Raw genomic sequence first — 12,126 nt, forward strand, 5'->3', positions numbered from 1 at the left:
GGCGGCCCGGCTCTCCTGCTAGGAGAGCTGTCAGCACAGCTGACTGAGAGGTTATTTCGCAGTCTGCGGTGCCAGATTATGGGGTTTCCACAAACGGGCCGCCCCGCGGGCGGCCCCTACGAGCCACAAATCTCAAAGGAGTGATAGATATGCAACAGACATATGGTTTAGAACGCATAGGACTCATGAATCCCAAAGTAGTATACCGCAATATGTCGCCGGCCTGGCTGACGGAACAGGCCCTGTTAAATGGCGAAGGCGTCCTCAGCGACACTGGGGCCCTGGTCGTGCGGACCGGCAAATATACCGGCCGGGCACCGGATGACAAGTTCATCGTCGATACGCCGTCCATCCACGACTACATCGCCTGGAACAACATCAACCGGCCCATTTCCAAAGAAAAATTCAACGCCCTCAAGAGCAAAATCCTGGCCTACTTCCAGAACCGGCCCATTTACCTCTTCGACGGCTTTGCCGGCGCCGACGAACACGGCTGTCGCCGCGGGGCATCTTCAATTTTGAAGGCGGCTGTTACGCCAAATGCATCAACCTCAATCCCGAAAAGGAACCGTATATCTACAATGCCATCAAGGCCGGCACGCTCGTGGAAAACGTCGTCCTCGACGAAGACACGCGCCATCCCAACTACTTCGACAGCAAGATAACCGAAAATACGCGGGCCGGCTACCCTATCGACTACATCCCCAATGCGGCCCAGCCCGGCAAAGGCGGCATCCCGACGGTCATCATCTTCCTCACGGCCGACAGCTTCGGCGTCTTGCCGCCCATTTCGCGGCTCAGTAAAGAAGCGGCGATGTACCACTTCGTCACGGGATTCACGTCGAAAGTCGCCGGCACGGAACAGGGCATTACCGAACCGATTCCGACCTTCTCGACCCTCTTCGGCGAACCCTTTATGCCCTTGGCGCCGGATATTTACGCCGGCATGCTCGGCGAACGCATCGAAAAGTACAACACCAAGGTCTACCTGGTCAATACGGGCTGGACCGGCAGCCCCTACGGCATCGGCAGCCGCATGGACCTGAAATACACACGGGCCATGATCACCGCCGCCTTGAACGGCCAACTCGACAACGTCCCCTACCGTCACGACATGCGCTTCAACGTCGACATCCCCCAGGTCTGCCCAGGCGTGCCCAACCAGATACTCAACCCGCGGGCGACGTGGGACAACAAGAAGTCCTACGACATCATGGCCAAGAAAGTCGCCGCCATGTTCTACGAAAACTTCAAGACCAAGTACCCCGACATGCCCGAAGAAATCATCCAGGCTGGACCGCGGGTGTAGAGGGGCGCCCGTCCCGGGCAGGCCGCAGGCCGCAGTTCGCAAGCCGCAGGCCGCAGCGACATCATAGATGTCGCACTGTAGGGGCCGTCCTGTTAAGGCGGCCCGTTGTGGGAATCCCGTTATCGTTCATCATATAGTTGCCTTTCGGACTTGGCTCAATTTGACGGGACCGCCGATGAAGATCTGCTGCAGTTCCCCTTGTTCGCCGACTTTGGCGGCAATGGCCAGGGTACCGCCGGGCTGCTTCATGTAGCAGGCCACGTTCTTATGGGTCGTGCAGGCCAGGGCCGCGGCGACGGCTGCCGATCCGCTGCCGCAGCTGTTTTCCCAATATAGCGTGTCCGTATCGCGGACGTAGACAGCGGGAATCATGGTCTGTTCCTTCGTATCGCAGAGAATCAGGCCGTAAGCCGGGAAATCCTCGCCATCGACGTAATCAGCCAGGATATGCCAGTATTTCTCTTTATCAATGCCTTCTAAATCAGGCACGAAGTGGACGAAGTGCGTAATCCCCGGCAAATCGACGCGGAAAAAACGGGCCGGCACATCGCCGGCGTCGACGAGGACGCCGCTCACATCTTCGGGATAAGGCATTTCAATGAAGGCTTCATACAAGCCATCGCCTTTCTGGGCAACCTTAGCCGGCAGGACCGTATCGCAGCCCGAGCAGGATACATCGTATACGCCTTGTGTCCCGCCGTCACAGGCCAGGGCCCAGGCCGCCGCCGACCGCGATGCATTGCCGCAGAACTCGCCGCCCATCATGTCGACGCGCAGGGGCTTGCCCGCTTCGCGGGTCACATAGCCGACCTGTTCCGCTTCGATGCCCGGCAGGGCCAATAACTTCGCCGCCAAAGCACTGTGTTCCTCTTTCGGCACTGGCGTCAGCACCAGAATCGTCGTATTGCCGCTAGGGTCGGCTACTAAATAATCTATGGTCATGTCCATCGCTCCTTTAGTCTAGTAAAATATGTTCCTATTATACCATGATTTGGCGAAGGACGCAGGCCGCAGTTCGCAGTTCGCCGGCCGCAGGCCGCTGTAGGGGCTTCCACGTGGGAAGCCCGTTTAAGAGGTTAGCGGATAGCGACCGGCGGGACGGCAACAGACGTCCCTATACGCCCAAAATATGGTATAATGTAATTGAATAGGAGTCATGCTCCCATCGAATTTATGATAAAGGGGTTGATCTTATGTCGAAAACGGCAGCAGATATCATGGAAAAAAATGTCATTACGGCGCAGAAAGATACGTCTATCTTTGACCTCGTCGATATGTTCGTAGAAAACAACATCACGGCCATTCCTATCATCAAAGACGACAAGGAAATCATCGGCATCGTCACCGACGCAGACCTCCTGTACAAGGAAGTCAAGCCCTGTGTCCCCCAATACGTCAACCTCCTGGGAGCCAACATCTATTACGGCAACCTCAAGGAATACCAGCAGGGCTTCAAGAAACTCTTTGCCTGCACGGCCGAACAACTCATGACAAAAAAAGTCATCATGGCCGGCCCGGACGCCACCATGGAAGACCTGGCCAGCGTCATGGTCGCAGAACACCTGAAAGCCATCCCTATCGTCAAGGACAAGAAGCTCCTGGGCATGGTAGAACGAAAGAACATCCTCAAACAACTCTACAATGAATACGGCGAAAATACACAGTGAAAAAAAAAGCGCTGTCGCATATGCGGCAGCGCTTTTTTAGCAGTTAGCAGTTAGCGGCTGGCGGCTGGCGGCTGGCAGCCCGGCTCTCCTGCTAGGAGAGCTGTCAGCGTAGCTGACTGAGAGGTTAATTCTCGTCCTATTCGGAATCGCATGCTTTACATGTTGGGCTCCTACAAACCCATTATGGCAGCGGGCTCGCCACGTGCGAGCCCCTACATCGTTATTTATCCTCGTACACGCGGACGCGGAGGTGGAGACCCAGTTTGTCGCAGATGGCGCGGCATTTCTTGATTTCTTCGCTGTCTTCGACGTGGTCGACGACGGTAAGGACGACGTTGGGGACGTACTGTTTACAGTCGACGGCGAATTTGAGCATGGCGTCATAAGACTGGATGCCGAATTTGCTGCGCGTCAGTTCCAGGTAGCGTTCCTTATTGGACGCATTCATGCTGATGGAAATGGTATCCAAGATGCCGCCGCCAAAATCGGGGGCCGTATCGCGGCCATAGGCCAGGTCGGACAGGCCGTTGGTATTGACGCGGGTCTTCACGCCGGGATGCGTTTCCTTGACGTACTTCAAGAGGGCCGTCAAATCGGCCAGCCGTTCCGTCGGTTCGCCGAAGCCGCAGAAGACGACTTCGTTGATGTGGTCCCAGGGAGCGCCATCGAGAGCCTTCTTCACTTCATCGACGGTCGGTTCCCGCTTCAGCCACAGCGTTTCATTTTCGGCCATCTTCTTCATGGAGCGCAGACAGAAAGTACACGAACAGGTACAGCGGTTGGTCAGATTGACGTACATGCTCCACTGCCCTTCAGGCTTCATCTTCAAGCCATCTGCGAGATCTACATATTGTCCTTGTCCTACTACAGTGTAAACGATCATAATACCCTATCCTCTTTTTTGTTATTTAGAGCTGCCTGAATGGCAGACATCATCTCAGTGTGGTCAGATATTCTTCAAAGGCCAATCCGGCGTTGTGCGGCAGGTCCAGTTCTTCCGTATAGGCCATGACGCGGCAGATGAAGTCCGACGCCTTCTGTACGGCCTGTTCCAGGCTTTCGCCGCGGACGACGGACGCCGATACGATGGCCGTAAAGACATCGCCTGTACCGCTGCGGTCGCCGCCGACCTTTTTGGCCCGGACCCAGCTCATCTTCCCCTGGTCATAGATGAAATTGCCGATGTACGGCCCATTGTGGATGCCCGTCAGGATGACGCCCTGCGGCCCCTTGTCGGCCAAGGCCTTGGCCATGGCGGCGAAATCGTCCTCGCTCAAGTCGCGGTCCGACCGGTACGGCAGGTTCAAAAGCTCACAGGCTTCGGTCACATTGGGCGTCACTACGTCGGCATAGGCCAGGAGGCGCTGCATTTCATCGCACATCTCCTGGGTATACGACGGATACAGCTGGCCATTGTCGCCCATGACGGGGTCGACGATAGCCAATGTATGGGGTCCCTTGAAATCGCGGAGGAAATCGAGGACGATGTCGATCTGCCGGGCCGAGCCGAGGAAGCCCGTACTGATGCCGTCAAAGGTCAGGCCGTTCTTCTTCCAGCTCTCGATATACGGCGTCATGTGATCCGTATAGTCGTCGAGATAATAGTCGTGGAAGCCCGTATGGACCGACAAGATAGCTGTCGGCAAAATGCAGCCCTGGACTTTCAGGGCCGACACGATGGGCAGGGCCACGGCGATGCTGCAGCGGCCATAGCCGGTCACATCATTGACCAGAGCCAGTTTCTTCTGATGCATATACAATCATTCCTTATCTTTTCAGGCTATAACCATAACCATGGAATTTAGCCTTGACCAGACAAGCGGCCAGTGCATAAGCGGCAATCATATTGACGACGCCTTCGCCGATGAGTCCCGGCACCATGGGGATGCCGACGGCCCAGCTGCCGTAGAGGAGACTGCCCGATACGGTATAAGACAGGACCATCCAGGCAGCGGATAAGAAGAAACCGATGAAGACGCGCGGCGACGTCAGCGTCCATTCCCGTTTGTCCGGGCGTACCGTATAAAAGACGGCTTCGACCATGACGTACTTGATGATCAGCGTCGGGATGATCCAAATCGGGAAACCGCCAATGAAATCGGACAGGGCCGACCCGATAGAGGCAGCCAGGGCCGCCTGCCGGCGTGTACTGAACAGGACCGACGCAAAAATAATCGCGTCTCCCAAATGAGCATAGCCCAGTGGAATGGGAATCTTCGGCACAAAAGTGAGGACGAAGACCAACGCCGTCAAAACGGCCGCATAACAAAGGCTCCCAGCCGAAGTGGCCGATTGTTTGTGTTCCATAGAATATGATGACATGTGAAATCCCCCTAACGGTTATAGAGTTTCACACATTGGCCAATGTATGGTTATGATTAATCTGTACTCTATTTTAGGGTATATCCACCCCATTGTAAATGGGACAGATTGAACTTTTTCTGTCTAACAGAAAAAGTTCAATCCGTAGGGGACGTCCCAAAAGCCTTTCTGGCCCGTCAGGTGCCGACCAGCGGGAGACGCAGGACGGCTGCCAGAACGGACAGCTGTGGCTGGCGGCCCGCCTGAATCTAACAGAAAAAGTTCAATCCGTAGGGTCTCCCACGTGGGGAGCCCGTCGGGTATTTGGCGGCACTCTCCTCAAACGGGAAAAGCGTTCATATTCTGGATTGGGCTTGCCACGTGCAAGCCCCTATAAAATCAAAACGGGACCGTGCATGACGACATATGTCTTCGTGCACGGTCCCGTTGGTTATACGAACCGCTCAATCACACCAGCTTGCGGGATTCCCACAACGTGCCACATGCGGGCTCGCCACGCGCGAGCCCCTATATATCCAAATAGGTCCAGCCCTGGTCCTGGTGGATTTTCTTTTCTTTCATGAGGTGGCCCAAGGCGCGCTTGAAGGCGGCTTTGCTCAGGCCGAATTTGGCTTTGATGACGGCCGGTGCCGTCTTGTCGCCATAGGGCATCTTGCCCTTGCGCTGCTTGAGGAAGTCCAGGATACGTTCGGCATCGGGATTGATGGCATTTTCCTTGGTCTGGCGCAGGGAGATGTTAATGCGGCCGTCTTCGCGCAGGTAGGTGATGCGGCCTTTGATCATCTGGCCGATGAGGATGGGCCCGTTGAATTCGCTGCGGTGCAGGAAGGCGATCCAGCGTTCGCGGGTCATGAGGTATGCCCCCTGGTCGGTCATGTTGTAGACCGCCCCTTCGACCCAGTCGCCGACTTTGGCGTCCGTCGCCGCCCGCGAAGCCCGGCGCATTTCGTCTTCCACTTCCATAGAGACGGCCAGACGGTGGGACTTGTCTTCATAGAGCTTGACCCAGACGTATTCCCCTTCCTTGGGGCGGCCTTTCATTTCGGCAAAGGGCATGAAGATGCCCCGTTCCGTGCCGACGTCGACGAAGGCACCGAAGCGCGTCGTATTGATGACCGGCGCATAGCCGATCTGGCCGACTTTGATCTTCGGCAGGCGCATAGAGGCCGTCAGGCGGCCTGACGGGTCGTGGTACAAGAAGACCGTCACTTTGTCGCCGACTTTGACGTCGCCTGTCTGCTGGTTCTTATGGAGTAAAATATCGTCGTTCGTATTGCCCGTACCGCCGTTCAAAAAGACGCCCATATCGCTCTGGCGCAGGACTTCCAGCGTAACAATACTATTTTCCTGAAGTGTCGTCATCTTATTCACCTTCGTAGGCAATGCGCGGTGCGTCGCACCATAAGTTTTCCAGATCGTAATACTGACGATCCTGTTCGACGAAGACGTGGGCAATGACTTCACCGGCATCGATGAGGATCCACTTGCCTTCGCGGTAGCCTTCGACGTGACGGACATCATAGCCGTTCTTTTCCATCTGTTCTTCGATATTGTCGGCAATACTCTGGGACTGCCGGTTGTTGCGGGCACTGCAGATGACGAAGTAGTCCGCCATGAGGGACGAATCGCTCATATCGAGGGTGACGATGTCCCAGGCTTTCTTGTCGTCAGCGGCCTTGCAGGCAATTTCATAGCTCTTCAGTTCTTTCGGTTGTTCAGCTTTCGCTGCTTTCATGGTAATTGGCATGTATATAGTAACTCCTTTATGACGTAATTATTGTTTCGTATCATCCGGTTCCGGCGCCGTCGAGATGGCGTTGTTCGTGCGGCCAATGACTTTCTGGACTTCGACCGGATCGTAGGTCCAGTAGTATTTCGTATCGCCGTTCTTGCCGCTCATGGCCATTTCGCCGGGCAGGATATAGAAATCGATGTTGTCAGCCGTCACGCCGCGGAAATCGAAGGCCAGCTGGGCCATGTCCTTGGCGGAAATGTTGGAATCGACGTTGTGCCAGGCCCGGTACATGAAGAAGGCATTGGTCACGCCGAAGCAGTCCTGCCGGTCTTCATAGAAGTTCTTGATGAACCGTTCCTGCCGCTGCGTCCGCGACAGATAGCCGTCCGCGTCGATATAGCGCATATAGCCGGCGGCTTCCTTCCCGGTCAGGGTCTGATAGCCCTGGAAGAGGTTGATGTCGGTCTTCCCCGTCGCTTCGTCGCCGTGGTACATGTTCTTTTCGACGTAAATCGGCACACCGCCGCTGAGGTCGACCATCTTCGAGAAGGAATCGGCCGTAAAGGTCGCATAATACGGGATGGGGATGTGGAAAATGTCTTCGACGACGGCCCGGACCAGGCTCATGCCGCCTTCACTGTAGACATCCTGCAATTCCTGGATGCCCTTTTCCTTGCGCCCTTCGATTTTCGTATCGTCAGGCAGCATGATGATGTCGATGTGCTTCTTGGCCTTGTTGATAGCCGCGACGCCGACGAAATTCGCCTGCTGCGGGTCCCCGCCATCGGTGCCGAGGAGCAGGACGTAGAGCGGCTTGTCCGGGCTGGTCTGGGCAAAGACGGAGCTGTCGCTCTGGGTCTGGCTCGTGTCCGGCACATCCTGCTGGATCGGCGCCTCTTTGATGGACTGGTAATGCAGGTACAGGGACCGGCCTGCCAGGACGATGGCGATGGCGGCGACGACGGCCAGGATGCGGTATAATATCTTTCTTCGTTTCTCCTGTGTCATCCTCAGGCCTTCCCATCTGCGGCACGGACGACGTCGATCTGGGCATTGCGGTTGACGACGGTGCCGACGAAAATAGGTTTGCCCTGGTCGAGGAGATGGCGGATCGTCGAATCATAGCCCAAGAGGACGGCTTCATCGAGGTCGCGCCTGGCTGCCTGGCGCAGGTCGTCGACACCGTCGAAGTCGCGGTTCACTTCGATGTAATCGGCGAGGAAAATGATTTTTTCCAGGGTGCTCATCTGTTCCGCCCCGGTCGTGTGGTGGGCGACGGCCCCCAAGAGGGCCGGGTCGGTAATGCCATAGCGCTCCTTGGCGATGGTCACGGCCGCATAGCCGTGGAGCAGGCCGCCGTTAGCCAGGATAGGTGCCGGCAGGACGGGAAAGGATTTTTCCGCCAGTGCCTGCATCTCCGGCAGGGGCAGCTGTTTGGCAGCATCGTGCAAAAGGCCGGCTACTTCAGCCGTATCGGCATCGCAGCCGTAGCGGTCTGCCAATTCGCGGGCCGCTGCTGCTACACCCAGTACATGGGTATAGCGATGAGAAGACAGAGATTTCTTTAAATCCTCTTTGATTCTATCTTTGAATTCTTCGTTGTACATTGATATACTCCATTTTTTCTGATGTATTCGGCCACAGCCGGCGGTATCATATAGCGCACAGATAGCCCTAAACGGATGCGGCGGCGCAGTTCTGTCGATGAGATTTCCATGGTCGGTACGGGCAGCTTGAGGATATGCTTCCCCAGCTCTCCGAAAGAGGCGATGATGGAATCGATCTGTTCTGAGCCATCGGGCCGGGTCGCTCCGACGAGCTGGCACAGCTTCAGGATTTCTTCCGGTTCCTTCCAGTTGTACAGGTCGTGGATCGTGTCTGTACCGGATATAAAATACAAGATATACGACGGTCCGTAGAGCTTCTTCAGGAAGCGCAGCGTATCGACCGTATAGGAGTTGCCCTTGCGGCGCATCTCCATATCACTGACTGTAAAATGCGGGTTGTCAGCCGTAGCCAGGCGCGTCATGGCCAGGCGCTGCTCGGCCGTCGCGCCGTTGACGTTCTTGTTGGGCGTGATGTATGACGGCACGAAGAGGACCTTGTCCAGGTGAAAGGTCTGGCGCGCTTCTTCAGCGATCATGAGATGGCCTAAATGGATGGGATTGAAGGTCCCTCCCATGATGCCGAGCCTAGTGATTTCCATGGTACCAATAGATTCCTCCCCAGGCGATAGCTACTGCTAACGCGTAAAGCAATAAAAATCTGGCATAATGCCGGTATTCAAACTGTGTCTTCGGCGACGCAGCGTACTGGCGCAGGGTCCGTCCATACCCGCGCAGCTTCCGCAGCCTCAACGGACCTGACCGTCGCCGTCGACGAGGTATTTATAGGACACGAGAGCTTCCAGCCCCATGGGTCCGCGGACATGCAGCTTCTGCGTGCTGATGCCGATTTCGGCGCCAAAGCCGAATTCAAAGCCATCGGTGAAGCGCGTCGACGCGTTGACGTAGACAGCGGCCGAATCGACGGCGGCCTGGAAGGCAGCCGCAGTGGCCTTGTTTTCCGTGATGATGGCTTCCGAATGGTGAGTGCTGAAACGGCGGATATGGTCCAGTGCTTCCTGGAGGGAGCCGACGACCTTGACCGACATGATGAGGGCGTTGTATTCCGTCGCCCAGTCGTCGTCACTGGCAGCCTTCATGGCGCTGGACTGGCAGGCTTCGTCGTCACCGCGCAGCTCGACGCCGTCGGCTTTCATGACCGGCGCCAGTTTCTTGAGAAAGGCCTGGGCCACATCGCGGTGGACCAGGAGCGTTTCCATGGCGTTGCACGTCGACGGCCGCGAGACCTTGGCATTTTCGACGATCTTGACGGCCATGTCCAAATCGGCATCCTTGTCGACGTAGACGTGGCAGACGCCGCTCCCCGTTTCGATGCAGGGCACTGTCGCCGTGTCGACGACCATGCGGATCAGGCCGGCCCCGCCGCGGGGAATGGCCAGGTCGATATAGCGGCGCAAGGTCAAGAGTTCTTTGACCAGGGCCCGGTCGGTATCCTCGATGAGGTTCACAGCATCGGCCGGAAGGCCGGCTGCGGCCAGGCTTTCGCGGATGACTTTGGCCAGGGCCGTATTGGAAGCGATGGCTTCACTGCCGCCGCGGAGAACGCAGGCATTACCGGCTTTGACGCAGAGGACGGCGGCGTCGACCGTGACGTTGGGCCGCGATTCATAAATGATGGCGATGACGCCTAAGGGCACGCTGACCTTGCGGATGTGCAAGCCGTTGGGGCGGTCCCATTCGTCGAGGACGACGCCGGCCGGGTCTGGCAGGGCGATGACCTGGCGGACGCCTTCGGCCATGGCGGCGATGCGCTCTTTGGTCAGCGTCAGGCGGTCGACCATGGCCGACGCCATGCCCTTGGCTTTAGCCCGCTGCAAGTCGACGGCATTGGCTGCCAGGATATCGGTTTCATGGGCGACGAGACCGTCGGCGATGGCGGCCAGAGCCTGATTCTTTTCCGCCGTAGAGGCAGCGGCCAGGACGTACGAGGCTTCCTTGGCGTCACGACCTTTGCGGAATACTTCGGATATCATAGAAAATACCCCCTTTTAATACATGGCGACGAGATTATCGCGATGAATGACTTCCTCATAAATGCCATTGTGGCCCAGGACCTTGGGAATATCCGCAGACTGCAGGCCCTTGATGGCATTGATGTTGACGCTGCTGTAGTTGCTGATGCCCTTGGCAATGGTCAGGCCGTCGTAGACGACGCTGACGATGTCCCCTTCATCGAAGATGCCTTCGACGGCGGTAATGCCGACGGGCAGGAGGCTCGAACCGTGGTCGATGATGGCATTGCGGCAGCCCTGGTCGACGACGAGCCGGCCCTGGGCCTTGCTGCCCGATACGAGCCAGCGCTTCTTCGAGTGCAGCGGCGTTTCTTTAGCTTTGAACAGCGTCCCCACTTCTTCGCCGGCGCAGATACGGCTGATGATGCCGTCTTCACTGCCCGAGGCGATGACCATGTCCACATCGGCTGCCGTGGCAATGGACGCGGCCTGTATCTTAGTGTACATGCCGCCCGTGCCCATGCTGGACCCGGCGTCGCCGGCGATTTCATAGATGTGCTTGTCGATGTTGTCGACGACAGGGATGATTTTGGCATCATCATGGGTCCGCGGATTATCCGTGTAGAGGCCGTCGATGTCGGACAAGAGGATGAGCAGGTCGGCGTCGACGAGGCCGCTGACCATAGCCGACAGCGTGTCGTTGTCGCCGATTTTGTATTCATCGACGGCGACGACGTCGTTTTCATTGATGATGGGAATGACGCCCATGTCGAGCATCGTCAGCAAAGCGTTGCGAGAGTTCATGAACTTGCTCCGGTCCTGGGAATCCATGCGGGTCAGCAGGACCTGGCCGACGACCTGGCCGTATTCGCGGAAGAGCCGTTCATACGTATGCATGAGGACGCCCTGGCCGACGGCGGCGAGAGCCTGCTTTTCCCGTATCGACCGGGGCCGGTGGTCCATGTGGAGCGGCGCCATACCGGCATTGGTCGCGCCGGAGCTGACGAGGATCATCTGCTTACCCTGGTTCTGGAGATCCGCCAGTTCCCGGACCAGGTGTTCCATACGCCGATAGTTCAATTTTCCCGTAGCATGGGAAATGGTGCTGGACCCGACCTTGACGACGATGCGTTTCTTCTGGCCGAAGTCCCTGCTTGTACTGTTCACAAAGCCTCACGTCCTAGTCTTTAATAAATTCGTAATGAGATTTCTTGTCTTTCTTCTTGAATAAGACGCCATAGTGGCCGATGACCTGGATGAGTTCGGCGCCGAGCATGTCGGCCAAATCTTCCATGGTTTCCTTCGTCGGCAGATTGGCGTTGTTGAGGACGTGGGCCTTGATCAGTTCCCGCGCCGTAATAGCAGCACGGGCGCTGTCGATGACGGCATCGCTGAGGCCGTCCTTGCCAATCTGGACGACAGACGGCATGAGGCTGGCCATGCCCTTGAGTTGCTTCTTATCTTTATTGTTCATATGGATCTCCTTGTGCTCATTATTATATAAAATATGTTGGAC

The 12,126-nt window shown here is 56.7% G+C and carries 14 protein-coding genes and 1 pseudogene; 3 read left to right on the plus strand and 12 right to left on the minus strand.

Annotation, left to right across the window (positions count from 1 at the left end; all coding sequences use genetic code 11):
- Positions 1-212 precede the first annotated feature (212 nt).
- A pseudogene (locus WMO23_RS06355) lies at positions 213-409 on the plus strand (phosphoenolpyruvate carboxykinase (ATP)); the annotation flags it as partial.
- Between the two features lie 99 nt (positions 410-508).
- Complete coding sequence (locus tag WMO23_RS06360; protein ID WP_302511675.1) at positions 509-1,309, plus strand: phosphoenolpyruvate carboxykinase (ATP); 801 nt, start codon at positions 509-511, stop codon at positions 1,307-1,309.
- A 129-nt stretch (positions 1,310-1,438) separates the two neighbouring features.
- On the opposite strand, the gene WMO23_RS06365 is transcribed toward WMO23_RS06360, so the two are convergent.
- Complete coding sequence (locus WMO23_RS06365) at positions 1,439-2,251, minus strand: histidine racemase CntK family protein (protein ID WP_020723963.1); 813 nt, start codon at positions 2,249-2,251, stop codon at positions 1,439-1,441.
- A 251-nt stretch (positions 2,252-2,502) separates the two neighbouring features.
- Here WMO23_RS06365 and WMO23_RS06370 point away from each other — a divergent pair, with 251 nt between their 5' ends.
- Positions 2,503-2,976, plus strand: coding sequence for a CBS domain-containing protein (locus WMO23_RS06370; protein WP_020310884.1), 474 nt, complete (start codon positions 2,503-2,505; stop codon positions 2,974-2,976).
- Positions 2,977-3,196: 220 nt separating this feature from the next.
- Here WMO23_RS06370 and WMO23_RS06375 read toward each other — a convergent pair whose 3' ends face one another.
- From WMO23_RS06375 to WMO23_RS06425, 11 genes are all read right to left on the minus strand, one after another.
- Entirely contained in the window at positions 3,197-3,799 is a 603-nt protein-coding gene (locus tag WMO23_RS06375; protein WP_239639646.1) for a TatD family nuclease-associated radical SAM protein, read from the minus strand.
- A 109-nt stretch (positions 3,800-3,908) separates the two neighbouring features.
- Positions 3,909-4,730, minus strand: a complete 822-nt coding sequence (locus tag WMO23_RS06380) for a pyridoxamine kinase (protein WP_302511652.1) — start codon at positions 4,728-4,730, stop codon at positions 3,909-3,911.
- A 13-nt stretch (positions 4,731-4,743) separates the two neighbouring features.
- Entirely contained in the window at positions 4,744-5,298 is a 555-nt protein-coding gene (locus WMO23_RS06385; RefSeq protein WP_020310887.1) for an ECF transporter S component, read from the minus strand.
- 507 nt (positions 5,299-5,805) lie between these two features.
- The gene (locus WMO23_RS06390) at positions 5,806-6,660 is read right to left on the minus strand and encodes a CvfB family protein (protein WP_292105628.1); all 855 of its coding nucleotides are present in this window, start codon (positions 6,658-6,660) and stop codon (positions 5,806-5,808) included.
- 1 nt (position 6,661) lies between these two features.
- Complete coding sequence (gene rsfS, locus WMO23_RS06395; RefSeq protein WP_014017001.1) at positions 6,662-7,045, minus strand: ribosome silencing factor; 384 nt, start codon at positions 7,043-7,045, stop codon at positions 6,662-6,664.
- A gap of 27 nt (positions 7,046-7,072) precedes the next feature.
- A complete protein-coding gene (locus WMO23_RS06400) occupies positions 7,073-8,041 on the minus strand; it encodes an LCP family protein (protein ID WP_020310889.1) in 969 nt (322 codons plus the stop codon).
- Positions 8,042-8,043: 2 nt separating this feature from the next.
- On the minus strand, positions 8,044-8,640 hold the full coding sequence (yqeK, locus tag WMO23_RS06405) for a bis(5'-nucleosyl)-tetraphosphatase (symmetrical) YqeK (protein WP_020310890.1): 597 nt from the start codon (positions 8,638-8,640) through the stop codon (positions 8,044-8,046).
- On the minus strand, positions 8,598-9,239 hold the full coding sequence (gene nadD / locus WMO23_RS06410; protein WP_292108363.1) for a nicotinate-nucleotide adenylyltransferase: 642 nt from the start codon (positions 9,237-9,239) through the stop codon (positions 8,598-8,600). Before nadD ends, yqeK begins: the two co-directional genes overlap by 43 nt.
- 147 nt (positions 9,240-9,386) lie before the next feature.
- The gene (locus WMO23_RS06415; protein ID WP_292281486.1) at positions 9,387-10,631 is read right to left on the minus strand and encodes a glutamate-5-semialdehyde dehydrogenase; all 1,245 of its coding nucleotides are present in this window, start codon (positions 10,629-10,631) and stop codon (positions 9,387-9,389) included.
- Between the two features lie 15 nt (positions 10,632-10,646).
- Positions 10,647-11,777, minus strand: a complete 1,131-nt coding sequence (gene proB / locus WMO23_RS06420) for a glutamate 5-kinase (RefSeq protein ID WP_020310894.1) — start codon at positions 11,775-11,777, stop codon at positions 10,647-10,649.
- Between the two features lie 13 nt (positions 11,778-11,790).
- The gene (locus WMO23_RS06425; RefSeq protein WP_020310895.1) at positions 11,791-12,084 is read right to left on the minus strand and encodes a YhbY family RNA-binding protein; all 294 of its coding nucleotides are present in this window, start codon (positions 12,082-12,084) and stop codon (positions 11,791-11,793) included.
- Between the last annotated feature and the right edge of the window lie 42 nt (positions 12,085-12,126).

It is taken from the genome of Megasphaera intestinihominis, assembly GCF_040096415.1.
Classification (GTDB): Bacteria; Bacillota; Negativicutes; order Veillonellales; family Megasphaeraceae; genus Megasphaera; species Megasphaera intestinihominis.